Consider the following 26918-nt stretch of genomic DNA (forward strand, 5'->3'; position numbering starts at 1 on the left):
CTTCGTGTTTCCAGGCTGTTGCGCCTGACGAACCGGCTTGACTGCCGCCGGGGCAAGCGATTTGAGTTACCTCTCATGCATCTGTTGCCCCGCGAGCAGGACAAACTGCTCATCGTGGTGGCCGCGGACCTGGCGCGCCGCCGCCAGGCCCGTGGTCTCAAGCTGAACCACCCCGAGGCCGTCGCCGTCATCACCTACGAGCTGGTGGAGGGCGCCCGCGACGGGCGCACCGTGGCAGATCTCATGGCCTACGGCGCCACCATCCTCACCCGCGACGACGTCATGGAGGGCGTGCCGGAGATGATCCACGACGTCCAGGTCGAGGCCACCTTTCCGGACGGGACCAAGCTCGTCACCGTCCACCACCCGATCCGATAGGCGCGAGAGATGATCCCCGGAGAACTCCGCCTCGCCGCCGCGCCGATCCGGTGCAACGACGAACGGCCCACGCGCACGGTCCGCGTCGTGAACACGGGCGACCGCCCCGTCCAGGTGGGCTCGCACTTCCACTTCGCCGAGGTCAACCCTGCCCTCGACTTCGACCGGACGAAGGCCCACGGGCACCGTCTGGACATTCCGTCCGGGACCGCCGTCCGGTTCGAGCCCGGCGACGGGAAGACGGTGCGCCTGGTCGCCCTGGCGGGGACCCGTGAGGTGCACGGGCTCGCGAACCGCGTCAACGGCCCGCTCGACCGGAACGGAACCACGTCATGAGCTTCGAACTGAGCCGCCGCGAGTACTCGGACCTGTACGGCCCGACGGTCGGCGATGCCGTGCGCCTCGCCGACACGGAGCTCTTCGCCGTGGTCGAGAAGGACTACACGGTGTACGGGGAGGAGGTGGTCTTCGGCGGCGGCAAGGTGATCCGGGACGGCATGGGCGAGAACGGCGTGCTCACCCGCGAGCACGACATCCCCGACACCGTCATCACCAACGCCCTGATCATCGACCACACCGGCATCGTCAAAGCCGATGTGGCGCTGCGCGACGGGCACATCCTGAAGATCGGCAAGGCGGGCAACCCGCAGATCGCCGACGGGGTGACCATCACCATCGGCGCCGCCACCGAGATCATCGCCGGGGAGGGGTGCATCCTCACCGCGGGTGGCATCGACACGCACATCCACTTCATCAGTGCTCAGCAGATCGACACCGCGCTCAACTCCGGGGTCACCACCATGATCGGCGGCGGCACCGGCCCCGCCTCCGGCACCAACGCGACCACCGTGACGCCCGGGCCCTGGCACATCGCCCGCATGCTGCAGGCGCTCGATGGCGTGCCGATGAACATCGGCCTCCTCGGCAAGGGGCACGGGGGCGCGACGGAGCCACTGGCCGAACAGATCCGGGCCGGCGCCATCGGTCTCAAGGTGCACGAGGACTGGGGCTCGACCACCGCCTCCATCGACAACTCCCTGCGCGTGGCCGACGAGTACGACGTGCAGGTCGCCATCCACACGGACACCCTCAACGAGTGCGGCTTCCTCGAGGACACGGTGGCCGCCATCGACGGCCGCGTGATCCACACCTTTCACACCGAGGGCGCCGGCGGTGGTCATGCGCCCGACATCATCGCCATTGCGGGTCACCCGAACGTGTTGCCCGCGTCGACGAATCCGACGCTGCCGTTCACCCGCAACACCATCGTCGAGCACCTCGACATGCTCATGGTGTGCCACCATCTCAACGCAGACATCCCCGAGGACGTGGCCTTCGCCGACTCGCGGATCCGTCCCGAGACGATCGCGGCCGAGGGCGTGCTGCACGACATGGGCATCATCTCCATCACGTCGTCGGACTCCCAGGCCATGGGCCGCGTCGGCGAGGTGATCACCCGCACTTGGCAGCTCGCCGACACCATGAAGCGGCAGCGCGGGCCGCTCGACGACGATGCGGAGCGGTTCTCGGGCACCGGCGACAACGCCCGGATCAAGCGGTACATCGCGAAGTACACGATCAATCCGGCTCTCGCGCAAGGCATCGCCGAATACGTCGGCAGCGTCGAGGAGGGCAAGTTCGCCGACCTCGTGCTGTGGAACCCCGCCTTCTTCGGGGTCAAACCGGACCTCGTGATCAAGGGCGGCCAGATCGCCACCGCCCTCATGGGCGACGCCAACGCCTCCATCCCGACGCCGCAGCCCCGCACCATGCGGCCGCAGTTCGGAGCGATGGGCACGGCGGTGCACGATGCGGCGATCACCTTCCTCTCCGCCGCCGCCGTCGAATCCGGCGTGGCGGCCGATCTCGGCCTGCGCAAACGCACGCTGCCCGTCCGCGGGATCCGCACGCTCCGCAAGAGCGACCTGCCGCACAACGGCGCGACGCCGGACATCACCGTCGACCCCGAGACCTACGTCGTGGCCGTCGACGGGACCCCGGTCCGCTCCGAACCCGCGGAGTCCTTGCCCATGACTCAGCGCTACTTCCTGTTCTGAAAGGCGAGACGTGATCATCGAGACCATCACCGGCAACCTCGCCGACCTGGCACCGTCCGACCTCGACGGCGTGCACGTCGAGCGCGTGCCACTCGCGGGCGCCGACCTGGTCAAGCGGATCCAACGGGTCCGCACCGACCACGACCGCGAGATCGGGCTGCGCCTCGCCGCGCCCGCGGGACCCGACGGCGACCTGCGCGACGGAGACATCCTGCACCGCGACGAGGACAACATCATCGCCGTGCAGGTGCTCGCCACCGACGTCCTGGTGATCGCGCCACGCAGCATCACCGAGATGGGCCGCACCGCACACGGACTCGGCAACCGGCACCTGCAGGCACAGTTCTTCGACGCCGATTCCGAGTACGGCGCGGAGGTGATGGTGGTGCAGTACGACCACACGGTCGAGGACTACCTCGCGCACCACGGCGTGCCCTTCGCGCGGCAGGACCGCGTGCTGCCCACGCCCTTCCGGCACGCGGGGCACACGCACTGATGACGTGCGTGCCGACCTCCCCGTCGTACCTGCTGCCGCTCCTGCAACTGAGCGACTCCGCCCTCCCGACGGGGGCTTTCAGCCACTCCTTCGGGATGGAGGCCTACCTCGCCGACGGCACGATCGCTGACGAGACGACCTTCGCGGACTGGCTGCACGCCTACGTCTCCCGCCAGCTCGCCTACACGGACGGCCTCGCGATCCGGATGGCCTACGACGCTCTGCGTCTCGGCGACCTCGAGGCCGTCTGGACGCTCGACCGCCTCCTCGCGGCCCTCACCCTGCCCGAACAGGTGCGTACCGCCGCGGCCACGATCGGGCGGCGGACCGCGGACGTCGGCACCGTCGTGGCCCCCGAGTCGTCCCTCGCCGACTACCGCGCAGAGCTCGATGCGGGCCGCTGCCACGGGCATCCGGCCGTCGCCTTCGCCTTGTTCGCGCACGCGGTGGGCGCACCGCCCGCCGCCGCGATCGAGGCGCACCTCTTCGCCGCCGTCACCTCGCTCACGCAGAACGCGGTGCGCGCCATACCGATCGGCCAGACAGCAGGCCAGCGGGTGCAGCGTGCGATGCACGACGTGGTGGCCGAGGCCGTCGCGACCGTGATGACCCTGACCCACCACGACCTGGGCGCCGCATCCCCTGGGCTGGAGATCGCCCAGATGCGGCACCGGCGCCAGCGGGCGCGAATGTTCATGAGCTAGGAGGAGTTCCCATGACCACGATCCGGATCGGCGTCGGCGGCCCCGTCGGGGCGGGCAAGACGCAGCTGGTGGAGCGGATCACCCGGCACCTCGCCGACGAGGTGTCGATGGCCGCGATCACCAACGACATCTACACCACCGAGGACGCGAAGATCCTGGCGCGCAACAGCGTCCTGCCCGGCGACCGCATCGTCGGGATCGAGACCGGCGGCTGCCCGCACACCGCCATCCGCGAGGACACGTCGATGAACGAGGCCGCCGTCGCGCGGCTCGTCGCCCTGCACCCCGACCTGCAGATCGTCTTCATCGAGAGCGGCGGCGACAACCTCTCGGCGACCTTCAGCCCCGAACTGGTGGACTTCTCGATCTATCTCATCGACGTGGCGCAGGGTGAGGAGATCCCGCGCAAAGCCGGCCAGGGCATGATCAAGTCGGACCTGTTCGTGATCAACAAGACCGACCTCGCGCCGTATGTGGGTGCCGACCTGTCCGTGATGGCCGCGGATTCGAAGGTCTTCCGCGGTGAGAAGCCGTTCTGCATGACGAACCTCAAGACCGATGAGGGCCTGGACGGCGTGCTCGAGTGGATCCGGCGCGACGTCCTCATGCTCGACCTCGCGTGAACGGTGCCATCGAGCCCGCGCTCACCGGCGAACTCGCCCTGACCCTCGCGCCGCGAGGTCGGCGCACCGTCGCCGTGGCCCAGCGGCACGCGGGCACGCTGCAGACCCTGCGGCCGATGTACCTCGACGACTCCGGCCAGGTCACCTACCACGTGGTCAACCCCGGAGGAGGGTGCCTGCGCGGCGACACGTACGCCATCGACATCGACCTGGAGGCCGGCGCCCACGTGCTGGTGACGACGCAGTCGGCGACGAAGGTCTACCGGACGCCCGACGGCGCCGCCGCGCAGCACATGCGGATTCGTCTCGGCGCCGGTGCCGTCCTCGAGTACGTGCCCGATGCGCTGATCCTCTACCGCGAGGCCACCTACCGGCAGACCTGCACCGTCGATCTGGACGAATCGGCGTCGCTCGTTCTCGCCGAGATCGTCACCCCCGGCTGGTCGCCCGACGGGGCGCGATTCCGCTACGACGAGTTGCGGATGCGCACCGAGATCCACCGCGGCGGTGCGCTGCTCGCCGTCGACAACCTGCTCATCGAGCCGGGCAGGGCGGATCCGTCCGGCATCGGCTTCCTCGACGGGCACACGCACGTCGGTTCGCTCACCGCCGTCGACCCGCGGATCGACGAGGCACTGCTCGACGAGGTGCACGCGCTGACCGAGACCGCCGGCACCGTCCGAAGTGGGCTGACCGCACTCGCCGGGCCGGGATTCGTCCTGCGCTGCCTCGGTGACGACACGGCCGAGCTGGCGGGCCTGCTCGACACGATCACCGCGCTGCTCCGTTCCCGGTGGACGGGACAGGCGCCCATGAACCTGCGAAAGTACTGAGGGTGGAATCCATGACCGACGCGAGCAACGCGCACCGTCTGCGCACGGCCTGGGCCGCCCTCGGGCCCGGAGACCGGCGATCACTGTTCGGCATGTCCGCGACCGTGATCGCGCTGCACGTCATCGGTTTCGGCGCCCTCGTCCTGCTGATCGCGCCCGGCCACTACCGGATCGGCAACGGCGGCGAGTTCACCATCGGCATCGGCCTGTTGGCCTACACCTTCGGGCTGCGGCACGCCTTCGACGCCGATCACATCGCCGCGATCGACAACACCACGCGCAAGCTGCTGGCCGACCGGGAGGGGCTGATGGCTGCAGGGGAGCGCAACCCGCGTAGGCCGCTCTCGGTGGGGTTCTGGTTCTCGCTCGGGCACTCGACCGTCGTCTTCGGTCTTGCAGCGCTGCTCGCGTTCGGCGTCCGTGCCCTCGCCGGCCCCGTCGAGGACGAGAACTCGACGATGCAGACCGTGCTCGGCTTCATCGGTACCTCCGTCTCCGGGGTCTTCCTGTGGATCCTCGGCATCATCAACCTGGTGGTGCTCATCGGCATCGTGAAGGTCTTCCGGGACATGCGCTCCGGGCGCTACGACGAGGCGGAGCTCGAGGGCCGGCTGAACGAGCGCGGCTTCATGAGCCGCCTGCTGCGCGGCGTCTCCGGCTCGGTCCGTAAGCCCTGGCACATCTACCCGATCGGGGTGCTGTTCGGCCTCGGCTTCGACACCGCGACCGAGGTGGGCCTGCTCGTCCTCGCGGGCGGCATGGCCGCGTTCACCCTGCCCTTCTACTGCATCCTCGTGCTGCCGGTGCTGTTCGCGGCGGGGATGTCGCTGCTGGACACCATCGACGGCGTCTTCATGAACGCCGCCTACGGCTGGGCCTTCGCCAAGCCGGTCCGCAAGGTCTACTACAACATCACCATCACTTCGCTCTCCGTCGCCGTCGCCTTGGCGATCGGCACCGTCGAACTGCTCGGCGTGTTGGCCGAGCGGGCGCACGTCGAGTCCGGGCCGCTCGCCTGGGTCGCGTCGATCGACCTGGACTACGCGGGCTTCGTCATCGTCGGGCTGTTCGTCGCGGTCTGGGCTGCGGCGCTATTGATCTGGCGGTTCGGCCGGATCGAGGATCGCTGGACCGCCCGCTGAGTTAGCCTCTCTCGGGTGAGCGGAATCGAGGTCAGGCCGGCGAGTGTCTTCGAGGACGTGGCGACGGTGCTGGGCCCCAAGAAGCAGACCTCCAGCAACTGCTTCTGCCTCTCCTACCGCATCGGCTCGAAGGAGAACCAGGCGCTGCGGGGGCCGGAGCGCTTCGAGCGGGTCAAGGGGCTGTGTGCGGAGGATCCGCCGCCCGGCGTCCTCGCCTACGACGGTGCCGAACCCGTCGGCTGGGCGGCGATCCATCCGCGCTCGGACACGAGCTTCGCGACCAACCGGCGGATCCCACAGGTGGACGATCACGAGGACCCGTGGTCACTGTGGTGCGTGCGGGTGCGGCCCGGCCACCGCAAGCAGGGGATCAGTCACGAGTTGGTCGCCGGCGCCGTCGAGTTCGCGCGGGCGAACGGTGCCTCCGTGATCGAGGCGTACCCCGTCGATAACCGGGGCGCGAAGGTCGACCTGACGATGGCCTACGTCGGCACCCGCGCGCTCTTCGAGCGCGCGGGATTCGAGTACGTCATGGACACCACGTCGGTGCTGAACGGCTTCACGCGGGTGCTGATGCGGTACCGGATCGCCGCGTAGCAGTCAGCGCCAGCCGAGGGCGGGTGCCACGTCTTTGACCAGGGATTCGAGCAGGCGGGTGTTGTACTCCACGCCCAGCTGATTCGGCACCGTCACCAGCAGGGTGTCGGCCTCGGCGATGGCCTCGTCGTCGCGGAGCTGCTCGACGAGTTCGTCCGGCTCCCCGGCGTAGGTGCGGCCGAAGACGGCGCGGAAGTCGTCGATGACACCGAACTGGTCGTCGCCGGAGCGCTCGTGGCCGAAGTAGGCGCGGCTCTCGTCGTCGATGATCGGCATGATGCTGCGGCTCACCGAGACCCGCGGCGCGTGATCGTGCCCCGCCTCGGCCCACGCCTCGCGGAACTTCCGGATCTGCGTCGCCTGCTGCACGTGGAAGGGCTCGCCCGACTCGTCGGTCTTGAGCGTCGAGCTCATCAGGTTCATGCCGAGCTTCGCGGCCCACTCCGCGGTCGCGTCGGACGCGGCGCCCCACCAGATCCGGTTCCGGAGCGTCGGGGAGTGCGGCTCCACTCGGAGCAGCCCCGGCGGGTTGGGGAACATCGGGCGCGGGTTCGGCTGGGCGAAGCCGCCGCCCTCGAGCACTTTGAGCAGGACCTCGGTGTGCTCGCGGCCCATCTCGGCGTCGGTCCTACCCTCGGCCGGCTGGTAGCCGAAGTACTTGTAGCCCTCGATCACCTGCTCGGGCGATCCGCGGCTCACGCCGAGCTGCAGCCGCTCGCCGGCGATGAGGTCGGCGGCGCCGGCGTCTTCGGCCATGTACAGCGGATTCTCGTACCGCATATCGATGACGCCGGTGCCGATCTCGATCCGCGAGGTCCTTGCGCCGACCGCGGCGAGCAACGGGAAGGGCGAGCCCAGCTGCCGGGCGAAGTGGTGCACGCGGAAGTAGGCGCCGTCGGCGCCCACCTCCTCCGCGGCCACGGCGAGATCGATCGACTGGTGCAGGACGTCGGCCGCGGTGCGGGTGCGGGAGCCGGGCGAATCCGACCAGTGGCCGAAGGACAGGAAGCCGATCTTCTTCATGGCCGCTACAACTCCGGACCACGGTCCGAATATTCCGCGGACCGGAGGGCCGGGGAGCGGTGCCGGGGCAGGGTGAGGCCGGCGACGGGCTCGTCGCCGAGCAGGTGCGATTCGACGAGGCCTGGGACGTCATCGACGGTGACCCGCCCGTACCAGGCATCGTCGGGCTGCACGGTGACCACGGGCGCGTGATTGCAGGGGAACTGGCAGCCGGTGACGGTGACCAGCGCGTCGTCGTCGCCGAGGCCGGCGCGTCGCAGTTCGGCGTCGAAGGCCGCAGCCAGCGCTGACCCACCGAGCGCCGAACAGCGCGGCCCGCGGCAGATCAGCACCTGATGCCGGTGCCGCGGCACGTCCTCCCACGCCGCTGAGTGCAGTGGGGCCGCGTCCGCCGTCATAGGCGGCCCGCCCGCGGCGATCGCGGCGGCGAGCAGGCCAGGGTCGGGTGCGTCGAGCAGTTGCGGGGAGAGCCGGATGGTCGGCGCACCGTCGTAGCCCCGGAGCCAGTGCGCGGCGACCCGGCGCAACCAGGACCGCTTCGGGCCGGGCTGCGCCCATCCCGCGCCGATGAGCAGGACGTCCGAGGCGCCGCGGTCGGCCACCGCGGTCAGGACGTCGACCAACGCGGGGTCGTGGACCTGCAGGAACGCGGGCTCCGCGGCGGCCTCGCGGGCCAGCGCGGTGAGCTCGTCCGGGGCGACGCCCGCGGACATGCCGACGAGGATCGCCGTCACGGGAGCGACCGGATGCCGTCGGCGACGCGACGGGCACCGTCGAGCAGCCGGACGCCGGACGTGGTCTCCGAGAACGGGACGACGACGAAGCGGTTCTCGCGGACGGCGCGCAGCTGGCTCAGCGCCGGATCCCTGCGTGCCTGGTCGATCCGCTCCTGCGCGGGATTGCCGATCGCGTCCGCGACCACGATGACGTCCGGATTCGAACCGACCACGTTCTCCAGCGAGACGTCGGCCCAGTTACCGGGCAGGTGCGCGAAGACGTTCACGCCGCCGACGGACTCGATCACCAGCTGCGGGGTGCCCTTGCCGGCGCCGACGAACAGGTTGGCGCTGCCGTAGTCCCACCAGAAGATCCGTTGCCCCTTGGCCGCGTCCTTCAGCATGGGGCTGCGCAGTTCCGCCTTCTGCTCCGCGATCAGCTTCCGCGCCGCGGCGTCGGTCCCGAAGGCCGTGCCCGCGGCGGTGAGCTCGTCCCAGATCAGGTCCCACGAGGCGCGGTCGGGCTTGCGCGCGCAGCCCGCAGGGGCGAGCAGGGTGGCGATGCCCTGCCCCTGCAGCTTCGCGCGATCGCCGGCGTTCTTCTCGCTGAACGCGGAGTTGTACGAGGCGTAGACCAGGTCCGGCCGTACCGAGAGCATCTTCTCCTGCGTCGGGTACTTCGCGGCCAGCACCGGGATCTTCGCGTACTCGGCCTGGAAGCGCGGCGCGACCGCATCGTCGAGGTAGGCGGTGCCCGCCATCCGCCCGGCCGCGCCGAGCGCGAGCGCCACCTCGGTCGCGCCCTGGTTCAGGGTGACGATGCGCCGCGGCTCGGCCCTCACCTCGGAGGCGAAATCACAGGTGGTGACGGTGACGGGGAAGTGCCCGGAGGCGCTCGGCGCCGCCGGGTCCGACGGTGCCGAGCTACAGCCGGTGAGGAGGAGGGTGGCGCCGATCGGCAGGGCGAGGGACCGGAGGAGGGCACTGGGCCGCATGGTGGGGCTCGATTCGTCGGCCTCCCGTGCGCGGGGTCGGCGGTGGACACATCCGAGCCGGCCGGTATCGGACTCGAGGCTCGTGCCTCACACCGTTGCGCGCCAGTCCCGGATTCCCACCGGGTTCCCAGAACCGCCTCGACGGTGACGGTATCAGGTGGGATCAGGTGAGCGTGTCGACGCGATCGCGGAGGAACTGCGCCAGACGGTCCGTGGTCTTGTCGTCGAAGCCGATCTCCTCGCATCGGTCGATGTACGCCGGTGCGCCCGCGACGAGTGCATCGAGCATTCGGTCGACCGCCCGGCGACGCAGGCCGAGACGTTCACCACCGTCGAGGAAGTGTTGTCGGGTGAGCCGGTTGTTGCGCCCGTAGAAGGTGAGCGCCATGGGGTCTCGCCAGCGCAGGTACGGCTGGGTGCAGAGCAGATCGTATGCGGGAGTGGGCTGCCACATACCCGACGGTGCGTGGATGGACAGGTTCTTCCCGTGCAGATCCCCGTTGCCGATCAACCAGGAGAAGGCGACCGTCCGCAGGAGTTCGAGGAGCGCCGCGGGGCGGGAGCCGCCGCCGCGCTCGCAGGTCTCGGCGAGCTGCGCGAGGACGGATTCCGTCTTCACCCGGTACTTCGACGCGGGGTAGACGTCCATGACCTGGCAGGCATCCTCCTGGGCGATCCGGGTCGCGCCGGAGCGGTCGAAGCGCTCGACGAGGAGGCCCGTGGTGCCCTGAGCGTCCGAGATCAAGCGGGTTCGCGCGGTGCGAATCCCCAGCGAGGCCGCCATCGACATGAAGAAGTGTTCGTTCTCGATGAGCCGCGGGAATCGTTCCGGCGGAGCCAACTTGAGGATCGCCGCGCCGGAGCGCGTTTTCGCGGGCGTCGACCACAGCGCCGAACTCACCTTGGGCTGGACGCCCGCCAACGCGATCGGATCAGCGGCGAAGGAGGTCGACATCGTCGCGAAGACCCCGCGGAGGTCCTCGGCATCGTCGGGATCGACCATCGGCTGGACGGACGACGGCGGCGTGCCCGAGGGCGTGACCCGGACGTTGCCGATGGTGTCGGAACCGACCGCGAGGAGCAGGGTGAACTGGTCGTCGGCGGAGGTCTTCGCCGCGTTCATCACGACTCCCAACCGAACGCCCTCGGGGAGGAGGCCGGCGAGAAAGGCGGGGACGGTCCCCGCGGTCGTCCGGTAGGTCAGGGTGGTTCGGGGAAGTGTCCACGCGATGGCGCCCGACCGGCCGACGGGCTCGGTCACGGGGTAGGCGAGGGTCACCAGGTCGCGACGATCGCGGCGCAGTGTCGCGACGATCGTGTCGTCGACGTAGACGTCCGCGGCATCGATCGCGCGCAGGTCCGGGACCGCGATCATCGGTCCGCGCCGGTCGTGGTCAGGCGGACGTCGAGGCCGAGGGCGTCCAGGATGTCGAGGAACGCGGACAGCGAGACGGAGGTGCGGCCGTACTCCAGGGCTTGGACGGTGGACCGCGAGACGCCGGCGAGATCGGCCAAGGTCTGCTGGGTGAGGCCAAGCGCGACCCGGCGCGCAGCGAGCTCGGCCGCTATGCCTGAAGATTCAGGCATAGCGGCTCGGGTTCCCGGTTCGGTACGGCGCGGACGAGGCATGGCGCTCCTATGCGTTCAAAACTGAGCATAGGGCTGCGCACCGCCGCTGGGCAAGCATCGCCGGGCTTCTATGCGTAGGATTTCATGCATAGAAGCCCAGACATCGCCGCGCCGCCCCGGGCCCGGAGCACGCGTCACACGGTGGTGTAGCCGCCGTCGATCACGATGTTCTCGCCGGTGATCATCGCGGCGGAGTCCGACGCGAGGAAGCCGATGAGGTCCGCCACCTCGCCGGGGAGCGCGAAGCGCCCGACCGGGATCGCGCTACGGGCGCGATCGCCCTTCTCGCCCGCCCACGCGGCCTTGCCCAGGGGCGTCTCCACGACGGTGGGGGAGACGGCGTTCACGGTGACGCCGTGCGGCGCCCACTCGAGCGAGAGCGTCCGCGTCATGCCCAGGATCGCCGCCTTGCTGGCGCTGTACGCCACGTGCTGGTCGAGTCCTACCAGCGCCGCCTGCGAGGCGAGGTTGATGATGCGCCCGTACCCGGCCTCGACCATCAGCCGGCCCGCGGCCTGCGCCATGAAGAACGAGGCGTTGAGGTTGATCTCGATGGTGGCGAGCCAGCGATCGGCGGGCACGTCCACGGCGGGGTCGAGCAGGGCGACGCCCGCCGAGTTCACCAGGACGTCCGGCCTGCCCACCACGCCGACGGCCTCGTCGATCACGGCCGCGGCGGCCGCGGGATCGCGCAGGTCGCGGGAGATCCCGTGGTGCGCGGCATCGGAGCTCGGGAGTTCCCCCATCAGCTCCGAGACGCGGTCCGAGACGTCCACGCCGACCACCCGCGCGCCGCGAGCGGCGAAGTGGTCGGCCACGGTGTAGCCGATGCCGCTCGCGGCGCCGGTCACCACGACCACCTTGGATGCGAATGCGTCGTCCATGGGGATCAGCACTCGTATCCGGAGATCGCGGCGACCTTCTCGGCGGACGGGCTCGAGGTGTCGAAGCGGTAGTCGAGCCACTCGCCCACAAGGCGTTTCGCCAGTTCGACGCCCACGACCCGCTGCCCCAGGCAGAGGACCTGGGCGTTGTTCGACAGCACGCTGCGTTCGACGGAGAAACTGTCGTGCGCGGTGACGGCGCGGATGCCGTGCACCTTGTTGGCGGCGATGGCGACACCGAGGCCGGTGCCGCAGACGAGCAGGGCACGGTCGGCGGCACCGTCGGCCACCTGACGCGCCGCGGACACCGCGACGTGCGGGTAGGGGGTGTGCCCGTCGGCGTCGACGCCGACGTCGGCGACGACCTCGGCCCGGGGATCGTCCTGCAACAGCTGCTTGAGGATCTCCTTGTAGTCGTAGCCGGCGTCGTCGCTGCCGACCACCACGCGCAGGGGTTGATCTGCCATGTTCGGTTCCTTTCCGGTCAGGATGCTTCAGTCGTGTGGTCGCCGAGCGCGGTGACGATCAGCCCGAAGGAGGTCGCTCCCGGGTCGGGAGTGCCGACGCTGCGCTCGGCCAGCGGCCGGGCGCGCCCCCGCTTCGGCGTCAGCGCCGCCGTCGCCGCACCGGCCTCGGTCGCGATCCGCGCGGCCTCGGCCCAGGCCCGGGCGAGGGGATCGCCCTCCTCGACGCCGGCGGCGAGCGCATCGGCGAACGGCAGGAGCGCGTCGACGAGGGTCTTGTCGCCGAGGGAGGCACCGCCGAGCTCGGTCATCGCGTCGGCGAAGGCCCGCACCGCGGCGACGGCGTCGGCCGGGGAGAAGGACTCGGCACCGTCGGACAGGGACGCACCGGCGGCCTCGAGGCCCGCGCCCCAGAGGATTCCGGACGTCCCGCCGGCCTTCGCCGCCCACTGGCGGCCGGCGCGCCGCAGGATGCGGGCGGGGCCGGCGCCCTCGAGACCGTCCGTCGCGGCGACGGCCGCGTCGATGCCGCGCCGCATGCCGCGGCCGTGGTCACCGTCACCGGCGATGGCGTCCAGGTCGCCCAGGCGCTGCTCGTGCTCGGCGATGGTCGCCGCGACCGTGCGCAGCCCGGCGAGCACGGTTGCGCCGAGCGACGCCGCGGCCGGCGAAGCGGTCTCGTTCTCGTCCTGCTGATCTGCCTCGGCGCCCGCCTCGGCCGGGGTGAGGCCCTCGATCCGGGCCGGGTCCTTGCGGTACGCGGGCGTGTACGCGGGCGCTTGCCAGAGCTCCTCGAGCTCCTCGTCCAGCCACATCAGCGTGAGCGAGACGCCGCCCATGTCGAGGCTGGTCACCAGCTCGCCGACCTCGACCCCGACCGGGGTGACGCCCGCGTCGCGGAGCAGTCGCGACACGGCGTTCCAGAGGATGAAGAGCTCTTCGTACTTGGTGGTGCCCAGGCCGTTGACGATGACCGCGGCCCGGCCCGAGGCACCGTCGGGCCGCTCGGCGAGGAGGCCGTCCACGAGGAGGCGGGCCAGCTCGTCGGCCGCCACCAGCGGCGCGTCCCGCACGCCGGGCTCGCCGTGGATGCCCAGCCCGACGCCCATCTGGCCGTCGGGCACCCGGAACAGGGGCGTGTCGGCGCCCGGCATCGTGCACCCGGAGAACGCCGTTCCGTAGGAGCGGGTGCGGTCGTTGGCCGATCGCGCGGCGCGCTCGACGTCATCGAGGCTCGCGCCGGCCGCGGCCGCCGCGCCCGCCACCTTGAAGACCGTGAAGTCGCCGGCGATGCCGCGCCGCAGGTCCGGGTCGGGGGCCGAGGCGATGTCGTCGGTCACCAGCACGATGCGGGTGTCGATGCCCTCGCGGCGCAGCTGCGCGGCCGCGATCCCGAAGTTCATCACGTCGCCGGCGTAGTTGCCGAACATGAGGACCACGCCCATGCCCTGGTCGGCGGCCTTCGCCACCGAGTAGACCTGTGCGGCGGACGGCGAGGTGAAGACGTTCCCCACCACGGCGCCGCTGGCGAAACCGGGACCGACCAGGCCCGCGAACGCGGGGTAGTGGCCGCAGCCGCCGCCGATCACCACGGCCACCTGGGGCGTGGGACCGCGATGGGCGACGACGCCGCCCGCGACGCCGGAGAGCCGATCCGAATACAGGTCGACGAAACCCGCGAGCTGGTCCTCCGCGAACTCGGCGGGGTCGTTGAAGATCTTCGTCATGATGTCCTACTCGTGCTGTCCGGGGAGGCCCTCGTAGGCGATGTCGCCCGTCTCGAGGTTCTTGTCGATGAGTGCGGGGAGTCCGGCGAGGAAGGCGTCGCGGTCGGTCACCACGTGCCCGAGGACCGCGCCGACGGTGTCCCGCGTGACCGGCGGCATGGTGTACGTCAGGTGCTTGCGGACGGGCCTGCCGCGGGCGATCCGCGCCGCGACGGCCAGACCGGCCGCCAGTTCGACGGTGCCGTGCTGCAGCGATGTGCCGACCAGCTGGCCCGACTCGACCGCGCGGAGGCCGTCCTCGATGCCGTCGATGCCGGCGACCTTGACCCCGGTCCTGCCCGCCTCGCGCAGCGCCTGGAGCGCCCCGAGGGCCATGTCGTCGTTCTGCGAGACCACGGCGGTGATCTGGTCACCGAATGCGGAGATCCAGTTCTTCATCTTGTTGACGGCCTGATCGCGCTTCCAGTTCGCGGTGTCCTTCGCAAGCACCTTGATGTCCGGGTGCTGGGCCAGGACCTTCGTGATGCCCTTGCCGCGATTGAGCTGCGGCGAACTGCCCAGCGGGCCCTCCAGGACCACCACCTGGCCCTTCCCGCCGATGGCGTCGACGATCTGCCGGGCGAGCTGCTCGCCCGCCGCCTCGTCGTCCGGCTGCACGCTGGCGGCCAGCTGGGACCCGGTGAGGGCGGTGTTGACGTCGATCACCGGGATGCCCTTCTCCTGGGCGCGCTTCACCTGGGGTTGGAGCGAATCAGCCTGGACGGGAACGACGATGATCGCGTCCACCCGCGCGTTGATCATCTGCTCCACCTGGTTCGCCTGGGTGGAGACGTCGCCGTTCGCGGACGTCCAGTGCAGCCTGATCCCGTTGGCCTTCGCGTAGGTCTGCATGCCCTCGCGGCCCTGCGCGATGAACGAGGACATGTCGTAGACGGTGACGCCGACGGTGAGGACCTTCTGGCCGTCGGGGCCCACGGCGTTGCGGGTCGGATCGCCCATGCCGCATGCGGACAGGGGCAGCAGGCACGCCACCGCCACGGCGAGGGCGCCGAGTCTGGTGAGAAACCGGGGCATGAGGATTCCTTCTGTGCGGGAGGGGGATTCGTCGTCGATCCGAGCGGGCGGCGGGCCCGGCGGGGCGCCGCTCACTGCTTTCGCTTGTTGGCCCAGATGTCGAGGGCGACGGCGGCGACGATGATCACGCCCTTGATCACGTTCTGCCAGAACGACGGCACGAGGAGCAGGTCGAGTCCGTTGTTGATGGTCTGGATGAGCAGCAGGCCGATGGCGGTGCCCCAGATCGTGCCGCGGCCACCCATGAGGGAGGCGCCGCCGATCACCACTGCGGCGATCGCGTCGAGCTCGTACCCCTGACCGAGGTTCGGGGCGCCGGTGATCACGCGGGAGGCGAGGAGCAGACCGGAGAGCCCGGCCAGGAGACCCGAGATCAGGTACACCGAGAACAGCACGCCCTTGGTGCGGACACCGGCGATCTTGGCCGCCAGCGGGTTCCCGCCCACGGCGTAGATCCGCAGGCCGTAGCTGGTGCGGTGCATGACGAAGGCGAAGACCGCGAGAGCCACCAGCATGAGCAGCACCGGGATCGTGATGCCGAGGATCTTGGTGTTGGCGAAGTCGCCGAACGAGTCGGGCAGGCCGTTGATCGGCGCGCCGTCACCGATGACGTAGGCGATGCCGGACGCGAAGGTGAGCATGCCGAGGGTGGCGATGAACGGGGGAACGTTCAAGCGGCTCACTGCGAAGCCGTTGATCCCGCCGGCGACGAGGCCCGTCAGGACCGCCGCGCCGAGGACGACGAGCGGGTTCGCGGAGATGTTCTTGGCGGTGTACGCGCTCGCCATGGCGCTCGCGGCGATGACGCTGCCGACGGAGAGGTCGATGCCGCCCGTGAGGATGACCAGGGTCTGGCCCAGCGCGATCAGGGCGAACGGCGCGGCGGCGATGAGGATGCTGCCCGCGTTGTCGATGGTGGCGAATCGCGCGCTGCGATAGGCGAAGTAGGCGACGATCAGCACCATGACCACGACCATGATGTGGCTGGAGAGCCAGTTCCGGGTGGCGACGAGGGCCGCACCGGGCGTCTGCTTCGGTGGTGCGGTGACGGAGGTCATGAACGGTTCTCCTTGTTCTGCGAGTGGCCAGCGGCGTGACGGAAGATGACGTCCTGGATGTCGGGGTCGGACAGCCGCTCGCGGCCTAGTTCGGTGACCACCGATCCCTCGCGCATCACCAGGACGCGGTGCGAGAGGCTGAGGACTTCGGGCATGTCGGACGAGGCCATGACGACCGCCATGCCGGCCGATGAGAGGTCCGTGATGTTCCGGTAGATCTCGTTGCGGGCACCGACGTCGACGCCACGGGTGGGCTCGTCGAGCAGCAGGGCCTCGACCTTGTCGGTGAGCCACCGTCCCAGCACGACCTTCTGCTGGTTCCCGCCGGAGAGCTCCCCGAGGTGCTGTTGCAGGCCCGCGCTCTTCAGTCGCATCGACTCCATCACGGTGGTCACCTCCCGCCGGGCGGAGCGGCGCGCGACGACGCCGAGCCGGCTGAACCTGCTCAGCCGGGGGAGGACCGCGTTGTCCAGGATCGAGAGGGTGAGTACGGCCCCCGCGCCCTTCCGGTCCTCCGGAACGATGGCGACGCCGCCCTCGATGGACCGGACCGGATCGCCCGCCCGCAGTTCCCGGCCGCCGACGCGGACGGTCCCCGCCACCGGGTTGCGGATCCCGTAGATGCACTCGATCAGCTCCGTGCGGCCGGCGCCGACGAGCCCGGCGAGCCCGACGATCTCGCCGCGGTGCACGGTGAACGTGATCGGGTCGGCGCCGGGGGTGGTCACCACACCGTCGACCTCGAGGACGGGTTCGTCGCCGGCGTCCGGAAGATCGGGGAAGAGGTTCTCCAGTTCGCGGCCGATCATCGCGGTCACGATCTCGTCGTCGGTGATGTCCTCGAGCGCGCTGTCGGTGATCAGGACCCCGTCCCGGAGGACGACGACGCGGTCCGCCATCGCGCGGATCTCCTCCATCTTGTGGGTCGTGAACATGATCGCCACGCCCGAGTCGCGGAGGTTCTCGACGACCTCGACCAGCCGCGCGACCTCGCGGCGTGCGATCGCGCTGGTGGGCTCGTCGAGGAGGAGCACCCGCGCACCGCGGCCGGTCGCCTTGATGATCTCCACGATCTGGCGGATGCCCACCGGGAGCGAGCCCATGCGGGTGGTCGGGGAGACGTCCAGACCGAACGACTCCAGTTGCTCCCGGGCCGCCGCGATCATCGAACGCCGGTCGAGGGTGCCGAACCGGGTCTTGTGCTCGACGCCGACGTAGAGGTTCTCGTAGACCGTGAGGTCGTCGATCGAGGCCAGCTCCTGGGGCACGATCGCGACGCCGTGCTCGGTCGCGGCGCGGGTGTCGCCGTGGGGCAGGCGGACACCGTCCACCTCCACCGTCCCCTGGTCGGGGCGGTACTGGCCCGACGCTATCTTCATCAGGGTCGACTTGCCGGCGCCGTTCTCGCCGGCGAGCGCGGTGACGGTACCGGGGTACAGGCGGACGTCGGCGCCCTTGAGCACCGGGATCCCGCCGAACGACATGTGGATGCCCGTGCAGCTGATCGCGCTGCCGCCCTGTGAATCCTGCGCCATCCGCTACTCCTCGACGTGGGGATGAGATGCGGGTCACGTTAGAGCCCGCGTACTCAATCGTGCAATCAGCATGCTCTGATGAGCACGCCTTGATGTGGCGGACGTTCTGTGCTCAGATGTGCACGGAGAGGGGATCGGATGGACGAGGAACCCGGGCCCAGCCGGATGTTGCAGCTCGCGCACGTCGCGACCGAGCACTACATCCGCGGCCGTACGCGCATCGAGATCGCCGAGAGCATGCGGCTGAGCAGGTTCAAGGTGGGGCGCCTGCTCGACGAGGCGATCCGCACTGGCATCGTGACCTTCCAGATCGCCAGTCCCTCCCGGATCAGCCTCGACGCGTCGATGCGGCTCAAGGAACGGTTCGGGCTCGACCACGCGGTGGCGGTCGTCGTCTCGGAGGACGCGCCGGCCGAGCTGCAGCGGTCGCTGGGCGACACCGCCGCCGACCTGTTGCGGGAGATCTTGACCGCGGACGACGTCCTCGGGGTCACGTCCGGCCGGACCCTCAACGCGATGGCGCGCTCCTTGCCCACGCTGCCGTGCGGCCAGGTGGTGCAGCTGGCGGGCGTCGCGGGCCCGATCCAGCACACCGGGCTCGAGGTGATGCGCAGGCTCAGCACGCTCGAGTCCGTCCGCCCGTGGCCGATCTACTCGTCGCTGGTGATGAGCGATCGGCAGGCCGCGGCCGGCGTCCTGCGCCAACCGGATGTGCGACAGACCTTCTCGCGTTTCCCGCGGGTCTCGGTGGCCGTGATGGCCATCGGCTCCTGGGTCCCGCAGGACTCGATGATGTGCGACAACCGCGCGCTGACCCCGCGCGACAAGGAGGCCCTCCTCGCACGGGGCGTGGTCGCGGAGACCGCCGCGACGCTCGTCACCGACGCGGGCCAGGTGATCCACGACATCGACGACCGCACCATCGCCATCTCCGAGCAGCAGCTCAGGTCCATCGAGACCCGCATCGCCGTCGCCGGCGGGGCGAGCAAGACGAGGGCGATCCGGGCGGTCCTGACGGCGGGGCTACTCACCGGGCTCGTGACCGACACCGGCACCGTTGAGCGATTGCTGGCGGCCTGACCGGTGGCCGTAGGAGCCCTCGTAGCCGGCGTGGATTCGTCCACGCAGCAGTGCAAGCTCGTCGTCGTGGAGGCGGGGACGGGCACCGTCGTCGACAGCGTGTCCGTCCCGCATCCGGACGGCACCGAGATCGATCCCCGGCGGTGGGCCGAGGCGCTCGACGCGACCGGTGCGGCGCTACGCACCGATATCGCCGCCGTTTCGGTGGCCGCGCAACAGCACGGCGCGGTCTTCCTCGACGCGGCGCACGAGCCGGTGCGCGACGCGGTCCTGTGGAACGACCTGCGCGCCGCCGACGCCGCGAGGCGCCTTCGTGCCGAACGCGGGGACGGGTGGTGGCTCGGGGAGGTCGGCCTCCTGCCGGCGGCGACGCATCCGGTGGCGAAGCTGCGGTGGCTCAGCGAGAGCGAACCGGCGGCGGCCGCCGCCGTCGCTACTGTATCGATGCCCCACGACTACCTCACCTGGCACCTCGGCGGTCGCGGTGAGCTGGTCACTGACCGCTCCGATGCGTCCGCGACCGGATACTTCTCCCTCGCCGCGGGGGACTGGAACGGGGAGGCTCTCGGCTCGGCCCTGGGCCGGGACGTCGCGCTGCCGCGCGTCGCGGGCACTGCGGAACGGGTGGGGCGAACGCCGGGCGGGGCGGTGATCGGCCCCGGCTGCGGCGACAATCCCGCCGCGGCACTGGCTCTGGGGGCGGGCCGGGGCGATGCGGTGCTGTCCATCGGGACATCGCTGACGGTGTCCGTGGCGACGCCCGGATCCGTGGCCGACCCCTCCGGCGAGATCGACGACATGCTTGCGGCGGACGCCTTCCACCGGCCGCTGGCGGTGTCCCTGAACGGGGCGAGGACTCTCGTGGCCACCGCGAAGCTGCTCGGGGTGGGCCTGCGCGAGCTGTCCGTGCTCGCCCGCTCCGGGCGGCCCGACGCCGACGGACTGACCTTTCTCGCCACGCTCGACGGGGAGCGGGGCGGGGCGTCGGAAGCGGGCGCGCTGGTGGGGATGACCAGGCGGAACATGGTGCCCCGCAATCTCGCCCGCGCGGCGGTTCTCGCACTGGCCGATACCGCGGCGCAGTTCCTCGACCGCTTCGGCCAGTGCGGCGTCGACGTCGGCCGGGTGATCGCCGTGGGCGGCGGGAGCCGCTCCGATTCGGTGTGCCAGGCGGTCGCGGACCTGACCCGCCGCGTCGTCGTCCGACCGCCGACGAGCGAGTACGCCGCGCTCGGCGCCGCCCGGCAGGCCGCGTGGACCCTGACCGGCGAGCTGCCCGGGTGGGCCCCGGCGACGAGCGGGCGGACGTTCGCCCCTGCGCCGGAGGAGAAATGGATGGCGGAGGTCCGCCGCCGCCGGCGGGCGGCGCAGCCCTCGCGGTGAGGACGCGCCGCCCTCACGGAACGTCGGTCCGAGCGTCAGGACCGCAGCTCCCGGACCGCGGCGATCGCGCTGAGCGCGACCGCCCACCCGGCGAGCACGACCAGGGCGAGCCACGGCGACCACGTCGCGGTCCGTGCCGGGACGCCGATCGTCGCGAACTGCGCACTGGTGGCCGGCAGCCACACCGCCAGCGCCCGCCCGAAGGGCAGCGCCGGCACGGCGATCGCCTCCACCAGGAACCACCAGCCGAGCACGGCGCCGACCGCCGCCGTGCTCGACGGGACGAGGTGGCCGACCGCGAGGCCGAGAACGGCCAGCAGTGCGCCCGCGATCGGCGCGCGCACCAGGAGATGCACCACCTCGGTGCCGGGGGCGGGCAACCCGGTGACCAGTGCGGCGCCGGTCGCCAGGGTCGCGCTCAGCAGGCCGGCCGCACCGCCCGCCGCCCCTGCGACCAGGGTCTTCGCACCGTATCCGAGCATGCGCCGCGGGAGCAGCATGCGCGTCAGCGCCAGCGTGCCGTGCTCGCGATCGAGACCGATCAGCAGCGCTCCGGCCACGGCGACGAGGGCGCCGCCGACCAGGCCGAAGCCGTAGGCGGCGGTCGTCACCGTCGGCCGGTGGAAGACCGGCGCGAAGACGCCGACCACCACGGTGACCACCGCGGCCACGGCGATAGCGCCGCCGAGCGCCGCGCGGACACCGCGGGAGGTCAGTGCCTTCCGGGCTTCCGCGGCCACGGAACGCCGGACGGCGCCGGGCGGCGGAGCGAGCGCCGTGGCGAGCGGAGGGGGACCGGCACCGTCGACGCCCGTGCACCGGAAGTAGAGCTCCTCGAGCCCGGACCGGCCCGGCGGGGCCGTGTCGACGAGGGCGTCGAGCGGCGCGTCCACGACCACGCGGCCCTCGTGCAGCAGGACGATCCGGTCGGCGGTCTGCTCCAACTCGCCGAGCAGGTGCGAGGACAGCAGCACCGTCCGTCCCTCGTCGGCGAGGGCGCGCAGCGTGCGGCGGATCCACGCGATGGCCTCCGGGTCGAGACCGTTGACGGGCTCGTCGAGCACGATGACCGGCGGGTCGCCGAGCACCGCGCCCGCGATCGCGAGGCGCTGCCGCATGCCGAGCGAGAATCCACCGACGGGCCGGTCGGCCACCTCCTGCAGGCCGACCAGCTCCAGCGCACCGTCGACGCGCCCGTCCGGGAGGCCGATCGCGGCGGCCATCCACCGCAGGTGCTCCCGGGCGGTCCGTGTCGGTGACGCCCAGCCGGCGTCGAGGAGGACCCCGACCGTCCGGCCGGGGTTGGGGAGGTCGGCGTACCGTCGGCCGTCGACGGTGACCGTCCCGGCCGACGGGCGCTCCAGCCCGGCGATCAGCCGCAGCGTGGTCGACTTCCCGGCGCCGTTCGGGCCGATCAGTCCCGTGACCAGGCCCGACGGTGCGGTGAAGGACAGGTCCTCGACGGCCACCGTCGGGCCGTAGTGGACGCTGACCCCGGAGAGTTCGATCACCGCGGCTTCGCTGCGACGGCCGGCCCGGGCTTGGCCGGACGCGCGGTCGTCGGCTGCACCGCGCCGGTGCCCCTGCCGCCGGCGGCGAGGTCCGCGAGTGCGGCGAGCCCGCCGGTCGCGATGGCCGACCACCTGCCGGTCTGCAGACCGATGAGCACCTGATCCTCCCAGGCCACGAGGCACGCGCCGGCGGGGCTCGCGGCCACCTTCTGGAGGGCGGGCGCGGCGTCGTCACCGGCTTGGGTCAGCGCCTCGATCACCTTCGGCCGGTACTGCGCGTACAGGGGCTTGATCGCGTCGTAGACGGCCTGCTCCGCGGCGTTGAGAGCGCCGACGGGGCCCGCGAGTGCGGGCTGCGACCGCTCGATGACGGGCTTGATCGCGGCCAGGAAGGGGCCGAACAGGCTGAGCACCGGGTCGTAGGCCTGACCGGCCGCGAAGGCCTCGTCGGTGAACGCCCCGGCGGCGGGCGCGAGCAGGATGAGCGAGGCCAACCCGCCCTTCTCCCGGGGCTTGGGCCAGCCGAGCGGGCACTGGATGTCGGCCGGGTTCACGCCCGGGGCGCCGGTGGGAGCGGAGGTCGTGGCTTTCGCGGGCGCGGCGATGCTCGGCACCGGCGTGGTGGTCGCCGGTGCGGTGGTTCCCGGCACCGGGGTCGGACGCGGCGAGGGGGTCGGCGCGGCGGTGGCGCTCGTCGCGGCGGGAACCGTCACCGCGAGGACGGCGGCGACGGCGGCACGGGCGAGCGCGGGCGGGATGCGGGTCATGGTGCCTTCTTCGGTGCGGAGGAACGGGACGGATCGGGCTGCCCGGATCCGGTGGGCGGGAGGCCGGGTTCGAAGACGCCTTCGAGGTGCCAGACGCCGGTGAAGTCGTTGAACGGCCCGCCCTGGATGTGGCTGGTCCAGTCGAGCGTGAAGTGCCGGGTCGCGGGATCGAAGGTGCCGGTCGCGGCGGGACCGGTGGATTTCGCCGCGGCGGGCTGGGCGAGCCAGCGCTGCGAGACCACGTCCCAGGCCCTCGCCACCTGCTCCTGGCCCGCCGCTGCGGCGTCGGTGCGCGGCACGGGTTTCGGCGCGCCCTGGTTGAACTCCTGGTTGTTCCAGGACGCCGCCCACGCCGAGACGTCCGCGGTCAACCGCGTCCCGGTCCGCGTGACCGAGGGTGCGGGCAGGGCGGCGCGGGTCTGCGGGTCCACGGCGTTCGTGGAGATGCCGAACAGCACGTCGAAGAACTTCGTCGGCGCGATCACCGACCCGGACAGCGAATCGCCATTGCGGAAACCGGGTTTCGCCTCGGACTGGTAGGCCCCGGTGCGCAGGCCGCCGGCGGTGCCGGGGCGCAGGGCGGTCACGCGGCCCTCGTCGATCGGCGAGTTGGCGTTGTTCACGAACGGCCCGTCGGCCGTGCCGCCGACGATCGCCATCCGGAAGTAGGTGCCGGTCGGCTTCCCGTCGGCGAAACCGCCGGGGGTGAACCGGAACAGCCCGACGAGGGGCTCGGGACCGTCCGGCTGCGCCGGTGCCGGCGTGCCGCAGGCCGCGGATGTCGCCGCGACCAGGGCCACCAGCGCAAGGGAGAGCGGCCGCCGGGCGACGGGGCGGGTGGTCGGGTGGGGCGTCACGGCAGGGCCTTTCGTCGGGTCCCGACCAGCGCGCCCGCCACGACGACGCCGAGGGCGAGCTCCGCCCACGGCAGGACCGCGAAGGTCCCGCCGGGTGTCGGAACGGCGGCATTGGTCGAGGCCAGGCGCCGGTAGTCGGGGAGGTTGTCGTTGATGGTGCCGGTGAGTGAGGCGAGGTCGGAGGAGACCGTCTGCCAGGAGGCGGTGAAGGCGCGGATCTCCGGCGTGCGGCGCACCCCGGTGCCGCGGTCGATCTCGCCGACCGCCCCCACCAGCGCGAGGAAGTCGTGCTGCAGGCGCACCACCTGCTGCTCGGTCATGATCGGCGCGAACCGGTCGATCACCCGGCCCGCGGCCCGGGCACCGTCGACGAGCCCGGAGGCGAACGGATGCACGAGCAGGACCACCGCGCACAGCGCCGCGGCGGTGGCCGCCCACCGGCGCGTCGGCGCCGAGCGGGAGCGCAGGAGCACCGTCGCCGCGACCGCCAGCACGATCCCCAGGAGCAGGAGCAGCTGGGGGAGGGTGCGCAGGCCGCGGATGCGGGTGAGGGCGTCGACGTCGGGCTGTGCGGCCCGCGCGGACGTGAGGAGCTCGCGGGCGTTGCGCTCGACCTCGCGCGAGCCGCTCGCGTAGCCGGCGGTGCGCGGCGCCCCGGTCAGCCGCCCCGCCGCGGACTCCACCCGAACGGCGTCCCCGAACCGGGCGATCGCGTCGACGTCACCGTCGAGCCGGTCCAGGGCGGCGGGTGTCAGCTGCGGCGCGAAGGCGTCGAGCATCTTCGTCGCGCCGGCGGTCGTGGTGGGCAGGCCGCCCGCCACCGAGCCGAGCACTAGGGCCAGCCCGGCGACGAGCAGGAGCCACGCGGGTGGGCGGCGCGGGGACGCCGTCTCCGCCGTGCGGGTCGGCGCCACGGCGCGCAGCCGGGGGACGTCGCCGAGCAGCGTGCCCGTCGCTACTTGCTGTACGTACCGGTGAGATGCCACAGGCCGGTGAAGTTGTTGAACGGGCCGCCGACGATCTGACTGGTCCAGGTGAGGGTGTAGGTGGAACCGTCGATCGAGCCCGTGATGCGGCTGGTCTTGCCAGGGAGGCCGCCGCCGGGCTTGGGCGCGCCCTGGTTGAAGACCTGGCCGTTCCAGGCGACGCCGAACGCGGAGAGGTCGCCCGACAACGAGGAGCCGGTGCGGGTGATCGTGGGGACGGCGGTCGCCGAGCCGGTCTGCGGGTCGACGGCCTTGGTCGAGGTCACGAAGTCGGAGCCGAAGAAGGTGCGCGCCGATGTGACCTGTCCCTGGTACGAGCCCGAGGTCAGCGATCCGGACAGCGGCGTGATCGTCTTGTCGGCGTTGGGCGAGTTGCCGTTCGCGAGGAACGGGCCCGACGCGGAGCCGCTTGGGAGGATCATCCGGAAGTACGAGCCGGAGTCGATCGAGAACGTGCCGGTCAGGGTGTCGGCGTGCGCCGCGGGCGCGGCGACGACTCCGGCAGCTGCGGCCGCGGTCGCTGCCACCGCGGCGACGAAGGTCCGGCGGGGAAGAGTGCGCATGGGGCGATCTCGCTTTCGATGGTGATGGAGGAACCCGATGGAACGAGAACGCTAGTTGCGGTCCTTTGCCCCGCGAAGAGTTCGGATCAGCGCGATCCGGGATCCGTGATCTCGATCGCAGGCGGCGGCGACGGTTCCGGGGTGCGGATCGCGCGGCGCGGCGGTGCGGATCGTGCGTGGCGCGGGCGGCGGGAGGGGCGCCCACTACAGTCGAAGCGTGAGTACTTCCACCATCGCGATCCTCATCGCCGTCGCCGTCATCCTCGTGGTCCTGGTGGCTCTGGCCACCGGCTTCTACCTGAACAAGCGGCGGCGGGTATCGCTGAAGGACGAGACTCCGGAGCCGAAGAGCATCGACAAGTCGGGCGGCTACAAGGCGGGCGGGGGCTTCACCTTCAGTGAGGGCACCCGCGAGGCCGAGGCCGTGCCGCTGGTCCCGAAGGCGCCGCCCGCGCCGAAGACGGCGCCCGCCCCGGAACCGGAGCCGAAGGTCTCGCTCGAGGACCTGCAGGAGACGCCCGAGCAGGAGACGGCCGAGGCCGCGCAGGCGCAGGCCGATGCGCGGGTCGCCGATGCCGAGGAGATCGAACCGGGCATCGCGAACGTCGCGCCCGAGGCGCCCACAGAGATCGAGCTGATCGAGGACGCGGCCCCGGCGGAGACGCCCGTCGTCCCCGAGACCCCCGTCGAGCCCGAGCCCGAGACCCCCGCTGAGCCCGAGGCGCCGGCGGAGCCGGAGGTGCACGCCGAGCCCGTGGCTCCCGCGGCCCCGGCGGTCACTGCTGAGCCGGCGGCACCGTCGGCCCCGCAGCTGGACGAGATCGCCCCGACGGCGGGGCGCCTGGACCGGCTCAAGGGCCGGCTCGCCCGCTCCCAGTCCACGGTCGGCGCCTCGCTGCTCGGCCTCCTCGGCGCGGGTGACCTGGACGAGGAGTCGTGGGAGGAGATCGAGGACACACTGCTGCTCGCCGACCTCGGCACGCCGACCACGATGACCGTCGTCGAGAAGCTGCGCGATCGGATCGCCACGCAGGGCGTCGCCAGTGCGGCGGAGGCCCGGGCACTGCTGCGCCAGGTCCTGGTCGAGGAGGCGCATCCCGAGTACGACCGCAGCATCAGGGCCCTGCCGCACGCGGGGGCGCCGTCGGTGCTGCTGGTGGTGGGGGTCAACGGCACCGGCAAGACCACGACGACCGGCAAGCTGGCGCGCGTGCTCGTCGCCGACGGGCGGCGGGTGCTGCTCGGCGCCGCCGACACCTTCCGCGCCGCCGCCGCCGACCAGCTGCAGACCTGGGCCGAGCGCGTCGGCGCCGAGGTCGTCCGCGGCAAGGAGGGCGCCGACCCGGCCGCCGTGGGCTTCGACGCCGTCGCCAAGGGCACCGAGCAGGGCGTGGACGTGGTGCTCATCGACACCGCCGGCCGCCTGCACACCAAGACGGGACTCATGGACGAGCTGGACAAGGTCAAGCGCGTCGTCGAGAAGAAGGCCAAGGTCGACGAGGTGCTGCTGGTCCTCGATGCGACCATCGGCCAGAACGGGCTCGCACAGGCCAAGGTCTTCGCCGAGGTCGTCGACATCACCGGCGTCGTGCTGACCAAGCTGGACGGCACCGCCAAGGGCGGCATCGTCTACGCCGTGCAGCACGAGCTGGGCGTGCCGGTCAAGCTCGTGGGCCTGGGCGAGGGTGCCGACGACCTGGCGCCGTTCGAACCCGCCGCGTTCGTGGACGCTCTGCTCGGGTAGGCGCCCGGATAGGCACGACGACACCCGGGGAATCGGCGCGACGCCGGTCCCCGGGTGTCGTCGTTTCAGCGCACGGAGTGACCCTGGACACA

Annotated in this window: 28 protein-coding genes and 1 riboswitch; of the genes, 12 read left to right on the forward strand and 16 right to left on the reverse strand. The window is 71.5% G+C overall.

The window, feature by feature from the left end; all coding sequences use genetic code 11:
- Window positions 1-75: 75 nt before the first annotated feature.
- The 9 genes from AC21LY_RS20210 to AC21LY_RS20250 are packed head-to-tail and all read left to right on the forward strand — an operon-like array spanning window position 76 to window position 6830.
- The gene (locus AC21LY_RS20210; RefSeq protein WP_489048355.1) at window positions 76-378 is read left to right on the forward strand and encodes an urease subunit gamma; all 303 of its coding nucleotides are present in this window, start codon (window positions 76-78) and stop codon (window positions 376-378) included.
- Between the two features lie 9 nt (window positions 379-387).
- The gene (locus tag AC21LY_RS20215) at window positions 388-714 is read left to right on the forward strand and encodes an urease subunit beta (protein WP_489048356.1); all 327 of its coding nucleotides are present in this window, start codon (window positions 388-390) and stop codon (window positions 712-714) included.
- Complete coding sequence (ureC, locus tag AC21LY_RS20220) at window positions 711-2435, forward strand: urease subunit alpha (RefSeq protein WP_489048357.1); 1725 nt, start codon at window positions 711-713, stop codon at window positions 2433-2435. Before AC21LY_RS20215 ends, ureC begins: the two co-directional genes overlap by 4 nt.
- A gap of 10 nt (window positions 2436-2445) precedes the next feature.
- Window positions 2446-2931, forward strand: coding sequence for an urease accessory protein UreE (gene ureE / locus AC21LY_RS20225; RefSeq protein WP_489048358.1), 486 nt, complete (start codon window positions 2446-2448; stop codon window positions 2929-2931).
- Window positions 2931-3635 carry an urease accessory protein UreF gene (locus AC21LY_RS20230; RefSeq protein ID WP_489048359.1) on the forward strand — a complete coding sequence of 235 codons (705 nt, stop codon included), beginning with the start codon at window positions 2931-2933 and terminating at the stop codon, window positions 3633-3635. Before ureE ends, AC21LY_RS20230 begins: the two co-directional genes overlap by 1 nt.
- A gap of 11 nt (window positions 3636-3646) precedes the next feature.
- Complete coding sequence (gene ureG, locus AC21LY_RS20235) at window positions 3647-4258, forward strand: urease accessory protein UreG (RefSeq protein ID WP_489048360.1); 612 nt, start codon at window positions 3647-3649, stop codon at window positions 4256-4258.
- Window positions 4255-5091, forward strand: coding sequence for an urease accessory protein UreD (locus AC21LY_RS20240; RefSeq protein WP_489048361.1), 837 nt, complete (start codon window positions 4255-4257; stop codon window positions 5089-5091). The genes ureG and AC21LY_RS20240 overlap by 4 nt, the downstream gene beginning before the upstream one ends.
- 11 nt (window positions 5092-5102) lie before the next feature.
- The gene (gene nicT, locus AC21LY_RS20245; RefSeq protein ID WP_489048362.1) at window positions 5103-6233 is read left to right on the forward strand and encodes a Nickel transporter NicT; all 1131 of its coding nucleotides are present in this window, start codon (window positions 5103-5105) and stop codon (window positions 6231-6233) included.
- Between the two features lie 15 nt (window positions 6234-6248).
- A complete protein-coding gene (locus AC21LY_RS20250; protein WP_489048363.1) occupies window positions 6249-6830 on the forward strand; it encodes a GNAT family N-acetyltransferase in 582 nt (193 codons plus the stop codon).
- Between the two features lie 3 nt (window positions 6831-6833).
- On the opposite strand, the gene AC21LY_RS20255 is transcribed toward AC21LY_RS20250, so the two are convergent.
- The 11 genes from AC21LY_RS20255 to AC21LY_RS20305 form a co-directional block, all read right to left on the reverse strand.
- Window positions 6834-7853, reverse strand: coding sequence for an LLM class flavin-dependent oxidoreductase (locus AC21LY_RS20255; RefSeq protein WP_489048364.1), 1020 nt, complete (start codon window positions 7851-7853; stop codon window positions 6834-6836).
- Between the two features lie 5 nt (window positions 7854-7858).
- Window positions 7859-8587: a (2Fe-2S) ferredoxin domain-containing protein gene (locus AC21LY_RS20260; protein ID WP_489048365.1), complete on the reverse strand. Its 729-nt coding sequence runs from the start codon at window positions 8585-8587 to the stop codon at window positions 7859-7861.
- Window positions 8584-9564 (reverse strand): ABC transporter substrate-binding protein, encoded by a 981-nt coding sequence (locus AC21LY_RS20265; RefSeq protein WP_489048366.1) that lies wholly within the window; start codon window positions 9562-9564, stop codon window positions 8584-8586. The genes AC21LY_RS20260 and AC21LY_RS20265 overlap by 4 nt, the downstream gene beginning before the upstream one ends.
- Before the next feature lie 42 nt (window positions 9565-9606).
- Window positions 9607-9717, reverse strand: a riboswitch (cobalamin riboswitch).
- Between the two features lie 10 nt (window positions 9718-9727).
- On the reverse strand, window positions 9728-10939 hold the full coding sequence (locus AC21LY_RS20270; protein ID WP_489048367.1) for a type II toxin-antitoxin system HipA family toxin: 1212 nt from the start codon (window positions 10937-10939) through the stop codon (window positions 9728-9730).
- Complete coding sequence (locus tag AC21LY_RS20275) at window positions 10936-11151, reverse strand: helix-turn-helix transcriptional regulator (protein WP_489048368.1); 216 nt, start codon at window positions 11149-11151, stop codon at window positions 10936-10938. Before AC21LY_RS20275 ends, AC21LY_RS20270 begins: the two co-directional genes overlap by 4 nt.
- Window positions 11152-11327: 176 nt before the next feature.
- Complete coding sequence (locus AC21LY_RS20280) at window positions 11328-12077, reverse strand: GolD/DthD family dehydrogenase (protein WP_489048369.1); 750 nt, start codon at window positions 12075-12077, stop codon at window positions 11328-11330.
- A 5-nt stretch (window positions 12078-12082) separates the two neighbouring features.
- Window positions 12083-12544 carry a ribose-5-phosphate isomerase gene (locus tag AC21LY_RS20285; protein ID WP_489048370.1) on the reverse strand — a complete coding sequence of 154 codons (462 nt, stop codon included), beginning with the start codon at window positions 12542-12544 and terminating at the stop codon, window positions 12083-12085.
- 17 nt (window positions 12545-12561) lie between these two features.
- A complete protein-coding gene (locus tag AC21LY_RS20290) occupies window positions 12562-14268 on the reverse strand; it encodes a dihydroxyacetone kinase family protein (RefSeq protein WP_489048371.1) in 1707 nt (568 codons plus the stop codon).
- A gap of 6 nt (window positions 14269-14274) precedes the next feature.
- The gene (locus tag AC21LY_RS20295; protein ID WP_489048372.1) at window positions 14275-15342 is read right to left on the reverse strand and encodes a substrate-binding domain-containing protein; all 1068 of its coding nucleotides are present in this window, start codon (window positions 15340-15342) and stop codon (window positions 14275-14277) included.
- Between the two features lie 71 nt (window positions 15343-15413).
- Window positions 15414-16400, reverse strand: a complete 987-nt coding sequence (locus AC21LY_RS20300) for an ABC transporter permease (RefSeq protein WP_489048373.1) — start codon at window positions 16398-16400, stop codon at window positions 15414-15416.
- Entirely contained in the window at window positions 16397-17935 is a 1539-nt protein-coding gene (locus AC21LY_RS20305) for a sugar ABC transporter ATP-binding protein (protein ID WP_489048374.1), read from the reverse strand. The genes AC21LY_RS20300 and AC21LY_RS20305 overlap by 4 nt, the downstream gene beginning before the upstream one ends.
- A gap of 138 nt (window positions 17936-18073) precedes the next feature.
- Here AC21LY_RS20305 and AC21LY_RS20310 point away from each other — a divergent pair, with 138 nt between their 5' ends.
- Window positions 18074-19015, forward strand: coding sequence for a sugar-binding transcriptional regulator (locus tag AC21LY_RS20310; protein ID WP_489048375.1), 942 nt, complete (start codon window positions 18074-18076; stop codon window positions 19013-19015).
- A 30-nt stretch (window positions 19016-19045) separates the two neighbouring features.
- Window positions 19046-20398, forward strand: a complete 1353-nt coding sequence (locus AC21LY_RS20315; protein ID WP_489048376.1) for a xylulokinase — start codon at window positions 19046-19048, stop codon at window positions 20396-20398.
- 35 nt (window positions 20399-20433) lie between these two features.
- On the opposite strand, the gene AC21LY_RS20320 is transcribed toward AC21LY_RS20315, so the two are convergent.
- From AC21LY_RS20320 to AC21LY_RS20340, 5 genes are read right to left on the reverse strand one after another with little or no spacing between them, the layout of a single operon-like run.
- The gene (locus AC21LY_RS20320; protein ID WP_489048377.1) at window positions 20434-21909 is read right to left on the reverse strand and encodes an ABC transporter ATP-binding protein; all 1476 of its coding nucleotides are present in this window, start codon (window positions 21907-21909) and stop codon (window positions 20434-20436) included.
- The gene (locus AC21LY_RS20325) at window positions 21906-22676 is read right to left on the reverse strand and encodes a hypothetical protein (RefSeq protein WP_489048378.1); all 771 of its coding nucleotides are present in this window, start codon (window positions 22674-22676) and stop codon (window positions 21906-21908) included. The genes AC21LY_RS20320 and AC21LY_RS20325 overlap by 4 nt, the downstream gene beginning before the upstream one ends.
- A complete protein-coding gene (locus AC21LY_RS20330) occupies window positions 22673-23533 on the reverse strand; it encodes a hypothetical protein (protein ID WP_489048379.1) in 861 nt (286 codons plus the stop codon). Before AC21LY_RS20330 ends, AC21LY_RS20325 begins: the two co-directional genes overlap by 4 nt.
- Window positions 23530-24519 carry a hypothetical protein gene (locus AC21LY_RS20335; protein WP_489048380.1) on the reverse strand — a complete coding sequence of 330 codons (990 nt, stop codon included), beginning with the start codon at window positions 24517-24519 and terminating at the stop codon, window positions 23530-23532. Before AC21LY_RS20335 ends, AC21LY_RS20330 begins: the two co-directional genes overlap by 4 nt.
- A complete protein-coding gene (locus tag AC21LY_RS20340) occupies window positions 24489-25082 on the reverse strand; it encodes a hypothetical protein (protein WP_489048381.1) in 594 nt (197 codons plus the stop codon). The genes AC21LY_RS20335 and AC21LY_RS20340 overlap by 31 nt, the downstream gene beginning before the upstream one ends.
- A 217-nt stretch (window positions 25083-25299) precedes the next feature.
- On the opposite strand from AC21LY_RS20340, the gene ftsY reads away from it, so the two are divergent.
- Window positions 25300-26826 carry a signal recognition particle-docking protein FtsY gene (gene ftsY, locus AC21LY_RS20345; RefSeq protein WP_489048382.1) on the forward strand — a complete coding sequence of 509 codons (1527 nt, stop codon included), beginning with the start codon at window positions 25300-25302 and terminating at the stop codon, window positions 26824-26826.
- The last annotated feature ends 92 nt before the right edge of the window (window positions 26827-26918 follow it).

Source organism: Tsukamurella sp. II2bb, from assembly GCF_057815145.1.